The 16,641-nt window shown below is 74.3% G+C and carries 17 protein-coding genes; 6 read left to right on the plus strand and 11 right to left on the minus strand.

Annotated elements, in window-relative coordinates; all coding sequences use genetic code 11:
- Window positions 1-45: 45 nt before the first annotated feature.
- Window positions 46-846 (plus strand): hypothetical protein, encoded by an 801-nt coding sequence (locus tag H5965_RS42545; RefSeq protein ID WP_310976945.1) that lies wholly within the window; start codon window positions 46-48, stop codon window positions 844-846.
- A 377-nt stretch (window positions 847-1,223) separates the two neighbouring features.
- Window positions 1,224-2,000: a sugar phosphate isomerase/epimerase family protein gene (locus H5965_RS42550; RefSeq protein WP_310976947.1), complete on the plus strand. Its 777-nt coding sequence runs from the start codon at window positions 1,224-1,226 to the stop codon at window positions 1,998-2,000.
- Here H5965_RS42550 and H5965_RS42555 read toward each other — a convergent pair.
- The 3 genes from H5965_RS42555 to H5965_RS42565 all read right to left on the minus strand — a co-directional run bounded on the left by H5965_RS42555 (window position 1,984) and on the right by H5965_RS42565 (window position 4,197).
- Entirely contained in the window at window positions 1,984-2,853 is an 870-nt protein-coding gene (locus tag H5965_RS42555) for an NADP-dependent oxidoreductase (RefSeq protein WP_310976949.1), read from the minus strand. The genes H5965_RS42550 and H5965_RS42555 overlap by 17 nt on opposite strands.
- A gap of 1 nt (window position 2,854) precedes the next feature.
- Window positions 2,855-3,445, minus strand: coding sequence for an HD domain-containing protein (locus H5965_RS42560; protein WP_310976951.1), 591 nt, complete (start codon window positions 3,443-3,445; stop codon window positions 2,855-2,857).
- Between the two features lie 92 nt (window positions 3,446-3,537).
- Window positions 3,538-4,197: a lytic polysaccharide monooxygenase gene (locus tag H5965_RS42565; protein ID WP_310976952.1), complete on the minus strand. Its 660-nt coding sequence runs from the start codon at window positions 4,195-4,197 to the stop codon at window positions 3,538-3,540.
- A gap of 384 nt (window positions 4,198-4,581) precedes the next feature.
- Here H5965_RS42565 and H5965_RS42570 point away from each other — a divergent pair, with 384 nt between their 5' ends.
- Window positions 4,582-4,878, plus strand: coding sequence for a hypothetical protein (locus tag H5965_RS42570; protein WP_310976953.1), 297 nt, complete (start codon window positions 4,582-4,584; stop codon window positions 4,876-4,878).
- A 236-nt stretch (window positions 4,879-5,114) separates the two neighbouring features.
- Here H5965_RS42570 and H5965_RS42575 read toward each other — a convergent pair whose 3' ends face one another.
- The 5 genes from H5965_RS42575 to H5965_RS42595 form a co-directional block, all read right to left on the minus strand.
- Entirely contained in the window at window positions 5,115-5,921 is an 807-nt protein-coding gene (locus H5965_RS42575) for an MBL fold metallo-hydrolase (RefSeq protein WP_310976954.1), read from the minus strand.
- A 53-nt stretch (window positions 5,922-5,974) separates the two neighbouring features.
- Window positions 5,975-6,586 carry a DUF3618 domain-containing protein gene (locus H5965_RS42580; protein WP_310976956.1) on the minus strand — a complete coding sequence of 204 codons (612 nt, stop codon included), beginning with the start codon at window positions 6,584-6,586 and terminating at the stop codon, window positions 5,975-5,977.
- Window positions 6,583-7,017, minus strand: a complete 435-nt coding sequence (locus H5965_RS42585; protein WP_310976958.1) for a phage holin family protein — start codon at window positions 7,015-7,017, stop codon at window positions 6,583-6,585. Before H5965_RS42585 ends, H5965_RS42580 begins: the two co-directional genes overlap by 4 nt.
- Window positions 7,017-8,114: a hypothetical protein gene (locus H5965_RS42590; protein ID WP_310976960.1), complete on the minus strand. Its 1,098-nt coding sequence runs from the start codon at window positions 8,112-8,114 to the stop codon at window positions 7,017-7,019. The genes H5965_RS42585 and H5965_RS42590 overlap by 1 nt, the downstream gene beginning before the upstream one ends.
- 171 nt (window positions 8,115-8,285) lie before the next feature.
- Complete coding sequence (locus H5965_RS42595; protein ID WP_310976962.1) at window positions 8,286-8,750, minus strand: SRPBCC family protein; 465 nt, start codon at window positions 8,748-8,750, stop codon at window positions 8,286-8,288.
- Between the two features lie 108 nt (window positions 8,751-8,858).
- Between H5965_RS42595 and H5965_RS42600 the strand changes: the two genes are divergently transcribed.
- Genes H5965_RS42600 through H5965_RS42610 form a run of 3 tightly spaced genes read left to right on the plus strand, consistent with a single transcriptional unit; the run spans window position 8,859 to window position 10,807 of the window.
- On the plus strand, window positions 8,859-9,239 hold the full coding sequence (locus H5965_RS42600; protein ID WP_310976963.1) for an STAS domain-containing protein: 381 nt from the start codon (window positions 8,859-8,861) through the stop codon (window positions 9,237-9,239).
- Between the two features lie 30 nt (window positions 9,240-9,269).
- Entirely contained in the window at window positions 9,270-10,079 is an 810-nt protein-coding gene (locus H5965_RS42605; RefSeq protein WP_310976964.1) for a nucleotidyltransferase, read from the plus strand.
- Entirely contained in the window at window positions 10,076-10,807 is a 732-nt protein-coding gene (locus tag H5965_RS42610) for a metallophosphoesterase (RefSeq protein WP_310976965.1), read from the plus strand. The genes H5965_RS42605 and H5965_RS42610 overlap by 4 nt, the downstream gene beginning before the upstream one ends.
- A 102-nt stretch (window positions 10,808-10,909) precedes the next feature.
- Here the strand turns inward: H5965_RS42610 and H5965_RS42615 are convergent, their stop codons facing one another.
- The 3 genes from H5965_RS42615 to H5965_RS42625 all read right to left on the minus strand — a co-directional run bounded on the left by H5965_RS42615 (window position 10,910) and on the right by H5965_RS42625 (window position 16,080).
- Window positions 10,910-14,077 carry a BTAD domain-containing putative transcriptional regulator gene (locus H5965_RS42615; RefSeq protein ID WP_310976966.1) on the minus strand — a complete coding sequence of 1,056 codons (3,168 nt, stop codon included), beginning with the start codon at window positions 14,075-14,077 and terminating at the stop codon, window positions 10,910-10,912.
- Between the two features lie 319 nt (window positions 14,078-14,396).
- Entirely contained in the window at window positions 14,397-15,539 is a 1,143-nt protein-coding gene (locus tag H5965_RS42620) for a cytochrome P450 (protein WP_310976967.1), read from the minus strand.
- A 181-nt stretch (window positions 15,540-15,720) separates the two neighbouring features.
- Window positions 15,721-16,080, minus strand: coding sequence for a hypothetical protein (locus H5965_RS42625; RefSeq protein ID WP_310976969.1), 360 nt, complete (start codon window positions 16,078-16,080; stop codon window positions 15,721-15,723).
- Window positions 16,081-16,641 lie beyond the last annotated feature (561 nt).

Below are 16,641 nucleotides of genomic sequence, written 5' to 3' on the forward strand. Positions count from 1 at the left end.
GAGGTGAGCAGGTGATGCCTGCTGCGACGAGTGAGAGGTGATCACATGAGCCAGGGCGACGCCCCGGTCGGGCGATCGGTGAAGACGGCGGCGGCCGGCGTACGGGACCTCGCCGCGGAGGCCGCGCGGGTCGGGGCGGCAGCAGCCGCGCGGGCGGTCGAAATCACCGATCGGAAGCTGGCCGAAGGCAAGGACGAGCTCGCGAAGGTCGGCCGGGCGGCGACCAAGGACCTCGACAAGAGCACCCGGTCGTCCCGCCGCGACGTGCTGGCCAATTCCGGCGCGGCCCGCGACGAGGTGATGGCCCGCGCGGCCAAGCTGCGCGACCCGGGCCGCAAGGCGGCCCAGGCGGTGGCGACGGTGGTGAGTTCGGCGGGCGAGTCCGGTCGCAAGCGCCGCAAGGCGGTGGCGACGGCGAAGCGGGATTTGGCGGTGGCGCTGCAGGAGGCCAAGAGCGTGGCCCGAGGGGAGCGCTCGAAGCGAGCCCGCTGGCCGTGGCTGGTGGCGCTGGGGGCGGTGGCGGCGGCGATCGTGGCGGTCGTCCAGATCCGGCGGCCGAACCCGCTGGCCGAGGCGGAGAAGAACGCTTCGGAGGGGTCGGCGGCGGACAAGGCTACGCAGTCGTCGGACAAGCCTTCGGCGGCTCAGGCCTCGGCTCCGACCCCGGCCAAGCCGGCTTCGGCTGCGCCGGCGGCTCCGGCTCCGGCTCCGGCTCCGGCCAAGCCTGCGACCCCGGCTCCGGCCAAGCCGGCTTCGGCCGAGAAGCCGGCACAGCAGGCGGCCAAGGCCGCCGACGGCGCGAACGGCCGAGCCCCCGCGGGCCGCGGCCAGAACAAGGCCCACTGAGCCGGGAGCCGGTGCCCGCGCCCGAGGTGATCACGGGCGCGGGCACCGGCCTGCCCGCGAACGGCTCGCGAGGCGAGGCCGGATAGGTCGTGGGCGATCGCCGCGAGCGGCGCGGTTCGGGGACCCATCCGCGCGGCCGAGGCGGCATGGATCGGGCATGGCGCGAGTGGCGGAACCTGAGAGTGCTCCGCGGCGCCGGGCGGTCGTGGGGCATTGCTACGAGCGGTGGCGGCGCGGGGATCGGTCCGCGAGGTTGCCGTCGTCCGGCGCGGATGATCGCGCAGCCGCGGGCATGGCCACGACAACACCCGTCAGCCACCTCGTGCACCTTGGTGAAAGCGCTTACACTCGCCACCAACCGAGCTGGGAGGGCATCGATGGGGTGGCAGTTCGCCGTGAGCACGCTGGGCATGCCCGGCATCCCCGTCCGCGAAGCGGCGCGCACCGCGAAAGCCCACCACTGCGCCGGACTCGAACTGCGCGTCCACCCCGACGAAGAAGTCCACTTGGGACTCTCCGCCTCCTCCCTCGGCTCCGTCCGGTCGCTCCTGGACGGCGAAAACCTCGCCGTCTCCTGCCTGGCCGGCTACGCGAAAGTCGCCGCTCCCGGGGCCGACCAGCCCGTCATCGACGAGCTCAAAGCCCTCATCGCCCTCGCCCACCGCCTCGGCGCCCCACAGATCCGGGCGTTCCCCGGCGGAGACGGGAACGCCGAACCCCGCATCGCCGCCGTCCTCGACGATCTTCGGGATGCCCAGGTGAAGCTGCTCGTCGAAACCCACGATTCGCACCCCACCGGGGCCGCCGCCCGAAAGCTCGTCGACGGGTTCGATGCTCCCGACCTCGCCGCCGTCCTCTGGGATGCCGTTCACCCCTGGCGGGCCGGCGAACACCCGGCCGTGACCACAACCGTGCTCGGCCCCTACCTCGGCTACTTCCAGGTCAAGGACGTGCAGAGCCGCGAAGCACCCACCCCCGTCCCGCCGGGGGAGGGCGCCGTTCCGCTCGGTGAATGCGGTGACCTGCTGCGTTCGTGGTCCGGCTGGGTGTCACTCGAATGGGAGAAGGCCTGGTATCCCGACCTCCCGGCGGTCGACGGTCCGTTGCGCGCCGCCAAGAGCTGGTTCGACCGGTACGTCACGCCGTCCGGATGATCGTCCTGCCGCGCGTGCCGAACGCCGCCGGGGCTTCCGCCAGCGGGCGGACCGTGTCGATCCGGGGGCGGAGGCGGCCGTCGCGGACGCGCTGGGCCAGGTCCGCGAGACGGGCCCGGTCCGGCTCCACGACGAAGAAGATGCCCGGCCCGCGGGGCGGCTCGGCGACCGTGACCAAGGTTCCACCGTCGCGCACCAGGGCCGCCGACCGGTCCAGGACCTCGCCGCCGAGGACGTCGAGGACCAGGTCCACCTGGCCGATGTCCGGCGACATTGGGTCGAAGCAGGCCTCCGCGCCGAGGCCGAGCACCGTGTCCCGGTCGGCTTCGCGGCCGGTGCCGAGCACCCGCGCGCCCGCCTCGCGCGCCAGCTGGACCGCCAGCGAGCCGACGCTGCCGGCCGCGCCGTGGACCAGGACGGTCCGGCCCGCCGTGAGGCGCCCGTGGTCGAACAGCGCCTGCCACGCCGTCAGCCCGGAGATCGGCAGGGCGGCGGCCGTGACGTGGTCGACGTCGGCCGGCAGCGGCGCGAGGTTGCGCGCCTCCACCGCCGTGTACTCGGCCAATGAGCCGTTGCGGGCCCAGTCGGCCATGCCGAAGACACGCTGGCCGACGGTCAGGCCGGTGGTGCCGTAACCCAGTTCCGCGACGACGCCGGACAGCTCGTGGCCGGGGACGCTCGGCGCCCGGTCCCGGCCTGCGCGGTCGGTCCAGGTGGCCGGCCAGGTCAGCTCGCCGGGGGTGAACCCGGCCGCGTGCACCCGCACGATGACGTCGTTCTCGGCGGCGTGCGGGTAGGGCAGTTCGGTGAGGGCCGGTGCGGCGGTGCGATCGGCGACGGTGACGGCTTGCACGTCAATTCCTTTCGAGCGGGTTGCGGGCCATGCGGGTGGCGAGGTCGTTCTTCATCGCGGCCGCGGCCGAGCTCTCCGGCTTGCGGGCCGCCTGGTCGCCGAAGCAGCGGAGGAACTCCGCCACCAGGTCCAGCCGCGGGTAGCGGTCGAGCACCTCCGCGCGGAAGCCCGCGGGCAGGTCCGCGACGTCCCGCCCGGCGATGTCGGCCGCCGCGGCCCTCGACAGCAGGAAACCCTCCGGGTCCTCGGCCGGGTCGACCTCCGCCTGCATGTGCCGGACGATCACCTCCGCCAGCCGCGCCCGGCGCTCGGGCGGCCAGCCGGCGCCGGCGGCGAACACCCACGCCACGTGCCCGCCGGCCACCTCGAACGGCACGGTGTGGCTGTCGAATTCCGCCGCGAGCCCGGCGTCGTGCAGCATCGCCGCGACGAACAGCAGCTCGGCGTCGAACTCGACGTGGTGGACGTCGCCCAGCGCAACGGCCCAGGCGTAGACCCGCATCGAATGGTTCAGCAGGGACGGCGACGAATAGGCCGTCGCGACCTCGATGGCGTGCCCGCAGTCCGGGCCGCCCGGCAGGGTGAGTTCCATACCCCGAGCTTACGCCTTGCGTTACGATCAGGAGCTGTAACGTATCTAACGCCGGAAGCCGGGCCGCGGGGACGTCCCGCGGCCCGGGCCGGTCAGCGTCCGGAGAAGTTCACGTCACTGCAGAAGTAGTACGACTGGTCGAGGTGGCTCGCCTGCCAGATGGTGTAGACGACGTGCCGCCCCGTCCGGGATCCGGCGTTCACCGCGACCTGGTACTGCCCGGCGGGCGCGAGCTTGCCCGTCTGGGCGACCAGTTCGAGGTTGCCCCAGCCGAGCGGCTGGGTCGCCGGGTTGAAGCCCTGCTTGGTGATGTACACCAGCAGGTAGTCGGCGCCGTGCCGGGCCTGGTCGGTGATGGTGAGGGTGAACCGGTTGTCCTTGTCGGCCATCTGCCACGCGCCGACCGTGTCGAGCGCGTTGTACCGTGGCGCCTGCGTGCGGCCGCCGCTGCACAGCGTCCCGTCGGGGATGGCGCCCTGGTGGTTGCCCTTGACACCTTCGCGGTAGAGCCCGTTCCAGTTCCACATCGCGTTCGGGTCGGCCTGCCAGGCCTGCCAGCACATCGGGTCCTTCGTCGCCATCGCGGGGTTCTGGAAGTCGCTGCCCCAGCGGTTCCAGCAGCCGTAGTTGCGCGACGGCGGGTCGGTGGCCGAGCCGTGCGCGTCGGCGACGCCGGTGAACACGCCGCCCAGCAGCACGGCGGCGACGGCCGTCACCACCAGGGAGAGCAGGTTTTTGCGTCGGGGAACCACGCTGTCCTCCTTCGTCGGGGCCGGATTCGGGAGCGCTCCCATGCTCGTGCCGGCCGACCATACGCGGCCACGTCCGCGCCCGGCCAGCGCGTGATCTCCGGAAAGCGTTGCGAGACAGCGCTTTCCGGCACGCAGGCGAACTGAACGGTCACTGAACGGCGGAAGGCCGCGAGGTCCGGGCCGCCCGATCGGTCCCGGGCTCGGGGACGCCCGGTGAACACGGCGGCGGCCGGCTGCTCCGGGCGGGTGTATCCGGAAAAAATGTCACGGGGGACCCGGGGGTCCTTTGAGGACTTGAAGCGATCATCGCGCGGTGCTATACGAATAAGGGAAAGCAGGACATGACCTGGTGACATCGCGAGACGATCCGGGGAGTGAACGACGATGCCGGACAAGATCGCCCGTTCGGCCGTGGCCGACGGGTTCGCCGAGCTGGTGCTGGCCGACCCCGCGTGGGTCCGGGCGGAGTTCGACGCCATCGTGGCCGCGAACTTCGAGCCGCCGTCACCGCCGGTGCCCGCCGCCCGCCGCCGTCGCGGGGTGCCGCGGCCGCCCCGCGTCGCCGGCCTGCCGCGGCGACGACCCGGTGTCCGCCTGCTCGCCGCGAAGTGCCCGCGGCGGGAGCGATCTCCTCCGCGGCGCCGGACGGCGAAGGGAACGGACACGAGGAGAGGGGAGTGATGCCGTGACGGCGCCCGGGTGTTCCACGGCGCCGGCGGACGCCGCCTGCCCCGACAGCGGCCGGTAGGACCAGTCCCGGCCACCGCGCCTCCAGGCGCATCCCGCGGCAGCGACGCAGGCGTGCCGGGTGCCGTCGAGTTCGCAGGTCACGGACAACGGTTTCGACACGCGTGTTCCTCCGCCGGTATCCGGTGCCGGCCGGCACCGGATACCGGGCGGGTGGCCGTGAGCCGCGGTCACAACGCCAGGAATTCGCCCCGCTGCAGCAGTTGCACCCGCGTTTTCGGGCGCCGCAGCCGGACTTCTTCCAGGAAGTTGGACACCGGCGAGTGGAACAGGCCGTAGTCGTCGAAGTGCACCGGCACGGCCTGGCGCGGTTCCAGCAGGTTCAGCAGGTCGACGCCGCCGCGGTGGTCGAGCGTGACCAGGACGCCGAACGCGCGCGTGCCGCCCAGGTGCACGACGGCGAGGTCGAGGTCGGGGAAGTGCGTGCGGATGGTCCGCAGCTCGTCGTGGATCACCGTGTCACCGCTGAGGTAGATGCGCAGCGGCTCGGCATCCGGCGTCGCGCGGTACTCCAGGACGCTGCCCATCACCGGCGGCAGCACCCGCTGCATCGGGCCTGGCGCGTGCCGGGCGGGCACCGACGTCACCGTCAGCCGCGCGCCGGCGTCCGAGAAGGTCTCCGTCGTCCACGTCGGCAGCGGGAGCGGTGCGTGGAAACCGCGGCGCAGCAAGCGGGTCGCCGCGTGTTCGGTGGTCAGGATCGGGGTGTCGCGGGGGAGTTCGCGGGACGCGATCCGGTCGAAGTGGTCGCCGTGCAGGTGGGAGAGGATGACCGCGGTCAGCGGTGGGAGGTCGGCGGGCTGCAGCGCGGGTTCGGTGCGCCGCCGGGAAAACAGGCCCTGGCCGAAGTAGGACCACTGGCCGCGGTGGAGGAAGTTCGGGTCGGTGAGCAGGGTGAACGGGCCCAGCCGGAGCACCGTGGTCGCCGTGCCGACGAACATCAGCGAGTCGCCGGCGGGCGGGTCGAACGGGGACATCGCCGTCCTTTCGCGGGAGGTGGGGCGCGGCCGGGCGGCCGCGCCCCGCGGCCTCAGCTCTGCGAGCGCACGTTCTCCCGGGCTTCCTGGGCGCGATCGGTGACGTCGCCGGTCGCCGAGCGCGCTTCGTCCTTGACCGTGGACGCCGCGTCGGCGGCTTCCGACTTCACCGACTCGGCCGCCTGCTGGACCGGTTCGCGCAGGTTCTCCTTCAGGTCCTCGGCCGCGTGCTGGGCGACCGGGGCGACGTGCTCGCGGGCGAGGTCGGTCGCCTGGCCGGCCAGCCGGCGCTCCGGCTCGCTCGCCGGCAGCAACGACGACACGAGCCAGCCGGCGCCGAAGGCGATCAGGCCGGCGGCCAGCGGATTGCCCTGCGTGCCGCGCCGGATCGACTGCGGGGCCTCGCTGACGGCGTCGGCGGCCGAACTCACCTTGTCCCCGGCCGCCGAGGCGACCGAGCCGGCCTTGTCGCCCACCGTCGACGCGTGGTCGGACGCCGTGCCCATGACGCGGTCCCGCGCGTTGCCGACCGCCGTCCGCACCCGGCCGATCCGGCGTTCGACGATCCGGCCCGGGGTCACCTTTTCGGTGAGGGCGTTCACGTCGGTGCTGAGATTGCGTTGCGTGCTCTCGATTTCGCGGCGGATCCGCTCCGGTTCGGTCATGGTCGTTCGCCTTTCAGTGCGTCGGGAACCTGCTGCAGGGTCTCGACGGTGCGTTCGGGTTTCGGGTTGACGCGGCGGACTTCCCGCCGTCCCGTCGCGTAGAGCACGGCACCGGCGATCGCCCACACGACCGCGACGATCAGCGCGGCCCAGCCGGAATCCATGACGTTCGCCAGGCCCTGCCACAGGGCGATGGAGAGGAACAGCACGACCAGGTAGCCGGCGAACCCGGCGCCGCCGAGCATGCCGGCGCCCTTCGCGGCCTTGCCCGCCTCGGCCTTGACTTCGGCCTTGGCCAGCTCCACTTCCTGCCGCACCAGGGTGGAGAGGTCCTTCATGACGTTGGACATCAGCTCGCCGACCGAAGCATCGGCGACATCGACGGGTTCACCGGCGCGGGGCACGGGCCCGGGCCCGGGTGCTTGGGTCATCACGGCACCTGCCCCGGCGCGGAGAAGCGAGGGCTCGGCTGGGGCAGGCCTTCCGGCGGCGTGGGCGCGGTGGACCCGCCGGGACGGCCCGGCTGGGGAAGGTCACCTGCCGGCGGTGTGGTGTGGCTGCCGGAGGTTGCGCCCGGCTGCGATGCGGTGTGGCCGCCAGGGTGACTCGGCTGGGGAAGGTCGCCCGTGGGCTGCGACGCGTTGTAGCCACCGGGAGCGGCGCCCGGCTGCGAGAAGTCGCCCGCGGGCGGCGCGGCGTGCCCGCCAGGGACTGCGCCCGGCTGGGGCAGGCCTTCCGGCGAGGGCGCGGCATGCCCGCCGGGCCGGCCCGGCTGGGGCAAGCCTTCAGAGGGCTGCGGCGCGTTGTACCCGCCGGGCGCCGCGCCCGGCTGGGTCGGCTGCGGGAGGCCGCCTGCCGGCTGCGGTCCGTTGTAGCCGCCCGGGGCCGCGTATCCCGGCTGCGGAAGGCCCTGCTGCGGCGCCGGATACCCGCCGCCCGGCTGGGGCACCGGCGGCGTCGCGGCCGGGCCGGCGTGCGGCTGCGGGGCGCCCGCCCGGCCGTTCGACGACTCCTCCTTCTGCTGCGCCACCACACCCCGGGTGAGCCGCCCGACCAGCGCACCGGCCACCGCCGCCCCCACCAGGAACGTGCCCGGGCGGCGGCGGGCGAAGCGGCGGACCTCGTCCAGGAGGTCGCCCGGTTCGCGGTGCTCGAGCCAGTCCGCCACCGAGCGCGTGCGGTCCGACACCTGGCGCGCGACGTCGCCGGCGAGGCCGGGGGAGTCGGTCTGCTCCGCCATCCGCTCCAGCTGGCCGGCCAGCTGGTGGAGGCTTTCGGCCGCCTTGCGCTGGCCGTCCCTGGCTTGCGACTGCAGCTGCTCCCGGCCTTCGCGGAGCAGGTCGCGCGCTTCGCTCTGAGCGTGCGCGGCGACGTGCTTTGCTTGGTCCGCAGCCGTTTGCGCGACTTCGCCACCCCGGTCGGCGGCCGTCGAAGCCACTTCGCGGGCTTCGTCCTTCGCGGTTTCCGGCATCGACGGCGAACCGCTGCCCGGTTGCGGCGGTGACTGACCGCCGGCTCCCTGCGTCATCTCGACCTCCTGCGGGAGAGGCACTTTCGCGCCCACATGGGTGCCGATGGGCGACCACCGGCCTGGTAGGGCGGCTGGCTACCCGGGTGGTCCGGGGATAAACCGGACGCCGGCGGCAGCGAACCGCCCCCGTCGTCCAGGTGACGGCGGGGGCGGTTGCGGGCCGGTCGGTCAGTTGCCCGGGCGCGCCACGTCGCCGCGCCAGGCGCCGGTCTCGCGGCCACCGCGGTCCTCGATGAAGGTCTTGAACCGGCCCAGGTCGCCCTTGATGCGGCGGTCGAGGATGCCGAGCTTGTCGGCGACGTTCTCGACGAAGCCGTCCGGGTCGATGTCGAGCTGGGCGGTGACCCGGGTGTGCCGGTCGTCGAGGCGGTGGAAGGTCACGACCCCCGCGTGCGTCGGGCCGGAGTCGGACTTCCAGGCGACGCGCTCGTCCGGGTGCTGCTCGGTGATCGTCGCGTCGAACTCGCGGGTCTGCCCGCCGACGGTGATCTTCCAGTGCGTGTGGGTGTCGTCGAGCTGCCGGATCTCGTCGACACCCTCCATGAAGTGCGGGAACGACTCGAACTGCGTCCACTGGTTGTAGGCGGTGGTGACGTCGGTCTCGACGTCGACGGATTCGGTGACGGTGCTCATCGCCGGCTGTCCTCTCCTCTGGGCGGCTGGTCCGCTCCGGTTACCCGGCAAATCGATGACAAAACGATGCAACCGATCTAGGGTCGGCAGCGACGGAAGGGAGCACCCGTGACCGACGACGGGACGTCCACACTCACGGTGCGCGTCCGCACCGTCCCCGAGGCCGTCGTCGTCGCGGCGGCCGGCGACCTGGACCTCGGCACCGCGCCGGTGCTCCGCGCCCGGGCCCGCGCCGCGCTGGCCGGGCGGCCGGGCGCGCTCATCGTGGACCTGGCGGCGATCACCTTCTGCGGCTCGGCGGGGCTGCAGGTCATCGCCGAACTGGCCGGTGAGACGGCGGCCGCGGACCTGCCGTTCGCGCTGGTCGCCGACGGGCGCCCGGTGCTGCGTTCGCTGCAGGTCACCCGCATGGACCGCACGCTCGCGCTGCACCCCACGGTCGACGGCGCCTGTGCGTGGCTCCGGGAGCGGCCCGCGGACGGCGGTTAGGGCCGGGCCGGTCGCGGGTAACCCTCCGCCATGGAAGCGGAGGCGCTGCTGCAGAGCCTGACTCGCGTCGTGACCGCGCTCGACGGCACCGGCATCCGGTTCGCCGTGGCGGGCGGGCTGGCCGTGTACGCCCGCGGCGGGCCGCCGTCGGACCACGACGTCGACCTGTTCCTCAAGCCCGGCGACGCGGACCGGGCCGCGGAGGTGCTCACCGCCGCGGGCCTGCGCCGCGTGCACACGCCGGAGGACTGGCTGACGAAGGTCTACGACGGCGACATCCTCGTCGACCTCATCCACGGCCCCAACCACCGGCCGGTGACCGACGAGCTGCTCGACCGCGCGGCGCTGATGCGCATCGGCTCCACCGCGGCGCCGGTCGTCTCCGGCACCGACCTGCTGGTGGACAAGCTGCTCGTGCTGAGCGCGCACCGGTGCGACTTCGCGCCGCTGCTGCGGATCGCCCGCGACCTGCGCGAGCAGGTCGACTGGACCGACGTCGCCGTGCAGGTGTCGGCGTCCCCGTACGCCCGGGCGTTCCTGGCGCTGCTCGGCGACCTGGCCGTGATCGACCCGAAGGAGGCTCTCGTGCCCGAACCACCGCAGTACCTCGTCGCCCGGCTCAGCCGGGCCCTCGCCGAAGACCCCCGCACCGCCGAGCTCGGCGTGCACGTGACCGTCCGGGGCGAGCACGTCCACCTGACCGGCGAAGTCACCTGCCCGGCGCGCAAGGAGGAGGTCGACGCGGTCGTCGGCGAGTACCTGACCGGGGAGCTGGTGCACAACGACGTCCGGGTCGCCGACGTCCGCGAGCCGGCGAGCGCGGAGGAGATCGGCCGATGAGGATCGCCGCGGTCGGGGACGTGCACCTGGGCGAAGATTCCCGCGGCCTGCTCCGGCCGGCCCTGGAACACCTGGCGGGCACCGCCGACGTGCTGCTGCTGGCCGGGGACCTCACCCGGCACGGCACCGTCGAGGAAGCCCGCGTGGTGGCCGACGAGCTCGCCGGGCTCGGCGTGCCGATCGCCGCCGTGCTCGGCAACCACGACCACCACAGCGACTCCGGCGAGATGATCTCGAACCTGCTCCGGGAAACCGGCGTCGACGTGCTGGAAGGCGACGCGGTCCGGTACGACCTGCCGGACGGCTCCCTGGGCGTCGCGGGCGTCAAGGGCTTCGGCGGCGGGTTCGCCGGCAAGTGCGCCAGCCGGTTCGGCGAGCGGGAGATGAAGAACTTCGTCGAGACGACGATGGCTTCGGCGGATTCGTTGCGCAAAGCGTTGCAAACCCTCGACACGGACGTCGTCGTGGCGCTGACGCACTACGCGCCGATCCCCGGGACACTGCACGGCGAGCCCCCCGAGATCCACCCGTTCCTGGGGTCGTACCTGCTGTGCGAGCCGATCGACGAGGTGGGTGCCGACCTGGCGCTGCACGGGCACGCGCACTTCGGGTGCGAGCAGGGCGTCACACCCGGCGGGGTGCGGGTGCGGAACGTGGCGCAGCCGGTGATCCGGAAGGCGTACGCGCTCTACGAGCTGCACCCGGCGGAGCTCTCCGCGCGCCGTTGACGGTCTCCGCGGCTTCCGCGCTCGGGCCGCCAGTGTCGCGAATGACTCATTCGGGACCTGGGAGGCCGCGAATGAGTCATTCGCGGCGCTTGCGGGCGGAGGTCACCGGGCCAGCAGCGCCCGCACTGCCGCCAGCACCGGGCGTTCACCGGCCGCGGCCAGGATTTCCTCGGCCGTGTTCCAGCACTCCCGGGCCGCGGCGGAGCCGGTCAAGCTCAGGCGGGCGCGGCCGAGCACCACGAAGGCGTACGCCTGGCCCAGCCGGTGCCCGCTCGCCCGGAACCCGGCGATCGCCTGTCCGGCCAGGCGTTCCGCTTCTTCGGGTGAGCCCGCGTTGAACGAGATCCACGCCAGGCTGGTCCGGGCCTGCTCGGCCAGCAGCCGGAAGCCGCCCTCTTCGGCTTCGCGCAAGGCCGCCGCGCCGTGCGTAGCCGCGTCGACCGTGTCCACAGTGGACAGACCGAGCAGGGTGGCGATCCGGCCGCGGAGGTAGCCGATCTTCTCCGCCAGCCGGTGGGCTTCGGTGTATTCCGCCAGCGCCGCCGCCGGGTCGCCCGCCTGGCGGTGGAGGTCGCCGAGCGCGCCGAGGGCGTCCACCTCGAACCGCTGGTTGCCCGCCTCGCGCGCCACCGTCGCCGCCAGCCGCGCCGCGGGCCACGCCCGTTCGAGGTCGCCGGTGACCCGGTGCACCGCGGCGAGCCGGACCAGCGCGTCCGCCTCGTCGTCGCGGGAACCCAGCTCCCGCAACGCTTCCAACGCTTCGGTCAGCACGGCCCCGGCGCGGGCCAAGTCGCCCGACACGCGGTAGCCGTACCCGAGGTTGCACAGCGCGATCGCCGCCGCGTGCGGTGAGCCGAGCCGGCGGCAGAGGTCGAGGGCACGCTCGTTGTGCTCGACGCCTTCGGCGAGCCGCCCGTGTTCGATGAGCACGGCCCCGAGGTTGATCAGCCCGTTGGCCGCCCGGATCGACGCGCCGCTGCGCAGCGTCCCGGCCAGCGCCGCGGTGAAGTACTCGATCGCCCGGTCGAGCCGGCCGAGGTCCAGGTGCACGACGCCGAGCGCGTGCAGCACCGAGTCGGCGCCTTCGCGGGCACCCGCGGCCCGGTAGGACGCCTGGGCGGCTTCGAGTTCCGCGAGCGCCGTCTCGTAGTCCCCGCGGCTCCAGGCCAACGCCCCGAGGCTGTGCCGCATCGCCCCGGCGGCCCGCTCGTCCCCGGCCCGGCGCGCGGCGGTCAGCCCGGCGGTCGCGGCCGCCTGCCACTCCGCGTCGAGGCGGTGCGAGTGGAAGAAGCCGCGCAGCAGGTCGGCCGCCCGCCAGGCGAACGGCCCCTGCTCCCGCCCGGCCGTCCAGCGGATCGCGGACAGGACGTTGCCGTGCTCGGCCAGCAGCCACCGGCGCGCTTCGGCCGGCTCGACGGCCTCGCCGTCCTCGGGCGCGTCGGGCAGCCGTTGCAGGTCCGGGTAGAGCGCGGTCGCCGCGCCGGCCGCGGCCCGCAGGTAGTACCCGAAGAGCCGGTCGAGCGCGGCCGCCCGCTCGGCCGCCGGGAGGTCCTCGCGCGCCCGCTCGGCGGCGTACGCGCGGAGCAGGTCGTGCAGGCCGAACCGGTCGCCGCCGCGGGGCTGCACGAGGTGGCTCGCGGCCAGGTCCCACAGCAGCCGGCGGGCCTGCGGCGCGGTGACCCCGGCCAGTGCCGCCGCGCCCGCCACCTCGATGTCGGCCCCGGGCACCAGCCCGAGCAGGCGGAAGAACCGGGCCGCGGCCGCGGAAACGGCGTCGAAGGACAGGTCGAACGCCCGCCGGACGCCGAGCTGTTCGAGGTCGGGGCCGGCCAGTTCGGCGAGGTAGCCGTCCAGCGACCGGTCCGGCCACAGCGCCAGGTTCGCCGCGGCGATCCGCAGGGCCAGCGGCAGCCCGGCGCACAGCCGCACCAGCTCGCGGGCGGCGGTCTCCTCGGCCGCGACGCGCTCTTCGCCGACGACCGAGGCGAGCAGCGCGAGCGAGTCGTCCGGCGGCAGTTCGGCCAGCTCCACCAGCCGGGTGTCCACGGTGGCGGCCAGGCCGCAGAGCCGGTCGCGGCTGGTGATCAGCACCGCGCAGCCCGGGCTCCCGGGCAGCAGCGCGCGCACCTGGTCCGGCCCGGCCACGTTGTCCAGCACGATCAGCACTCGCCGGTCGGCGAGCACCGAGCGGTAGAGCGCGGCGGCGTCGGCGAGCTCGGTCGGCACCTGGCCGGGCCGGACGCCGAGCGCGTGCGCGAAGCGGGTCAGCACCTCCAGCTGCGCGAGCGCCGGGACCGCCGAGTAGCCCTGGAGGTCGGCGAAGAGCTGGCCGTCCGGGAAGTGCCGCGCGGCGCGGTGCGCCCAGTGCACGGCGGCGGTCGTCTTGCCCACCCCGGCCGGCCCGACGAGCAGCGCGATCGGCGGGTGCGTCCCGGCCGGCCCGCCCACCAGGTCGTCCAAAGTGGACATGAGCGCGGCCCGGCCGACGAGCGTGGCGACGTCCGGGGGCAGCTGCCGCGGCCGGAACTCCGGCTGCGCGGCGGGCGGTTCGTCGGGGGTCTCGTCGGCGAGGACGGCCCGGTGGGCGCGCCGCAGCCGCTCGCCGGGCCCGACGCCGAGTTCGTCGGTGAGCATCCGGTGCACTTCGCGGTAGGCCTCGAGGGCGTCGGCGCGGCGGCCCGAGCGGTGCAGGGCCTCCAGGTACAGCGCCCAGAACGCTTCCCGCCACGGGTGTTCGCGGGTCACCCGCGCCAGGTCGTCGGTGATCTCGCCGGACCGGCCCAGTTCGAGGCTGACCTCGTAGTACCGCTCCTGCGCCCGCAGCCGCTCCTGCTCGACGTCTTCCCGGTTCACCACCTCGGCCGGAACATCGGCGAGCACGGGTCCGCGCCAGCAATCGAGCGCGGCGGCGAGCAGTTCGCGTTCGGTCGCCGGATCCGGCTCGCCGGGCGCGGCGGCGACGAGTTCGCGGAACCGCAGCAGATCGTGCTGCGCGGACCGGACGCGCAGCAGGTAGCCGGTGGGCTGCGTTTCGATGACGCCGTCACCGAGCGCCCGCCGCAGCCGGACCGCGTGCACCTGGATGCTCTTGCGCGCGGTGTCCGGTGGGTCGTCGCCCCAGAGCAGCTCGGTGAGCCGTTCGAGCGACACCGTGGTGTTCGCCCGCATCAGCAACGCCGCCAGCAGGGCCCGCACCTTGGGCCCGGTGATGGGGACGGGCTCGCCGTCCCGCAGGACCTGCAACGGTCCCAGCACCCCGAAGCTGAGCACTCTTGTCCGCACCCCCCGCTGACCGGACGAACCGGTCATCCCGCCGAGAGGGTAGCGGGAATCGGCCGGTGGGGCCGTATGGGCTGCACCACGGAGGGTGAGACACCGGCCTTCCCGGGGCGGCTCGGGTGGGTGGTCGGCAAGGGCGGGCGGGCTGCGCCGGGAGAGGGCGAGTGCCGGTCGGGTGGATTGCCGCCGGTCGGCGGGGTCGGGGGGCTGCGCCGCCGACGAGGCGAATGATCAACCGGTCAGCCGAGGCGGGCGGGCTGCGCCACCAGCGGTGAGAGCGGCGAGCCGGCGCCGGGCCGGGGGTTGCCGGTCAGCCGCGTCGGATGGGCTGCACCACCGGCGGCGACAACAGCGAGCCGAACACCGGCTCCGGGGCGGTGATCCGCAGGTCGAAGCCGTCGAGTACGTCTGCGGACTCGAGGACCTTCGCCGTCGCCTGGTTCACGAAGCGGGAGCCGACGCAGGCCGCGCTGCCGAAGCCGTACGGGAGATACCTTGCCTTGTGGCCCTCCGGGGGCGCCGCCCAGCGGGCCGGGCGGTACTCGCCCGGCTCGGTCCAGACCTCCGGGTCGCGGTGCAGCAGGTACGTGCACAGGTACAGCCGGTCGCCCGGGACCAGCGGGACGCCGCCCAGCCCGGTCGCCGCGGTGACCTTGCGGGACAGCAGCCAGGCCACCGGCCACAGCCGCAGTGCTTCGCGGACGCGGTGGGCGGCGGGCTCGGTCACCGGGACCGGCGGCAGGGTCGTGTCCGCCGGGGTGCCCGGTCGCCAGCCGCGGTCGAGCAGGACCGTCCAGGCGAACACCATCGACGCGGCCCGGCAGACCGCGCCGACCAGGCCGTGCAGCGCCAGCGCGACGTCGTCGGCCGCGCCGAGGGCGGTGCGCAGGGCGTCGGGAAGGGGCTCGGCGCGGCCGGTGGCCCAGCGGTGCAGGGCCGCGTCGGCCCGGCTGTGCGCGAGGCGGCCCCGGAGCCGCCGCAGGGTCGTGCTCGTGCGGTCGAGCCCGTCGGACGCCGCGAGGGCGTCCTGCAACGTCTGCCGGGCCCGCGCGGGCAGGCCGGGGAAGAGCTGTTCGCCGAAGAGCCGCAGGTAGCACGTCGCAAGCGCGCCCGGCCACGTCTCACCGGCCTCGGCGGACCGGCGGAGTTCGGCGCCGATCCGTTCCGCCGGCACGGCCTCCCAGGCGCGGTCCAGTTCCCGCGCCAGCGCGGCGTTGACCGGACGGCTGCGTTCGGAGCCGGGCACCCACCCGGCGACGGCCCCGAACGTCGCCGCCTTCGCCTCGAACGGCGTCGTGGTCCCGGCCAGCGCCGTGCGGACGAGCTCCGCGCCGGACACCAGGTACCGGCCCGGCTCGAACCGGCGGATCGCGATCCCGTCGCCGGCCCACCCCTCGAGGGCGGCGCGCGGGTCGGTCAGGAACGTGCCGGGCTCGGCAGTGGCTCGGCGCACGGAAGTCTCCCGGGAAAAGCCCCGCGACCGGGGCTGGGGGACCCCGGCCGCGGTGGTCATCAGTAGATCTCGTAGTAGAAGCGCCAGGCGGCGCCCAGCTCACGAGTGCGCAGGCTGCGCGCGACGGAACGGGTGAAGAAGCGAAGCGTCCTCATGGTGGTTCTCCTTCTCTTGCCGGGTGTTACCAGCGCAGGCCGATGTTGGACGAGCCGGCGGGTCCCGAGACGACGCCGTACAGCCACTGGGCCGGCACGCCGCTGCAGGTCCAGGACCGCGGCGGGTCCACGGCGCTGAACCCGGAGCGGCAGACGGTGCCGTTGCTGTTGAGGACGGCCCACTCCGCCCCGCCGCTGCCGTGCACGTCGGCGTCGACCGACAAGGTGCCGCCCGGGAACCAGACCTCGCTCGTCTGGCAGGAACTGCCCGCGCACGTCGACGAAGTGCCGCCCTGCACGGTGGCCAGTGCGGCCGGTGCGGCGAGTGCGAGCGCACTGGCCGCGATCGCGCCGACGACGACGGCGCGCTGGGTTGATCGGTACATGTCTGCCCTCTCTCCCTGAATCGGAAGGGGCGGGCGCTGCAGGCCCCCAGCCTGCAGCGCGCGTCACGACGGACGCGGGAAGAGCTCCCCCAGTACCCCCCTGGCTGCCAGGCGACCGGCACCCTCCCACCGGCAGGTCCCCCCGGCCGGTGAGCTCCGGACCCCCAGCCCCTCGCTCCGACCGCCTGGCGGAAGTGATCTTGCCGGTCGCCGGTTAAAGCCGGGCAAAACCGGCCGGCGGTCGGTTTTAATTGGCCGGGGTCACGCCGCCGGTCCGGACGCGCGTGCGGGGGATTGGCTCAGCCGGTGCGGGCGGGACCGGTGGTGAGTTGGGGGCGTGCGGCGGTTGCGATCCGGTTCGGGCGGCTGGGTCGCGGGCGGCGATCGGCGCGTGCGGCGGGGGCCGGCGAGCACCGCCGCGGCTCGGACGGGCCGCGATCCGGTTCGGGCGGCTGGGTCGCGGGCGGCGATCGGCGCGTGCGGCGGGGGCCGGCGAGCACCGCCGCGGCTCGGACGGGCCGCGATCCGGTTCGGGCGGCTGGGTCGCGGGCGGCGATCGGC

It is taken from the genome of Amycolatopsis sp. 505 (genome assembly GCF_031625235.1).
Taxonomy (GTDB): Bacteria; Actinomycetota; Actinomycetes; order Mycobacteriales; family Pseudonocardiaceae; genus Amycolatopsis.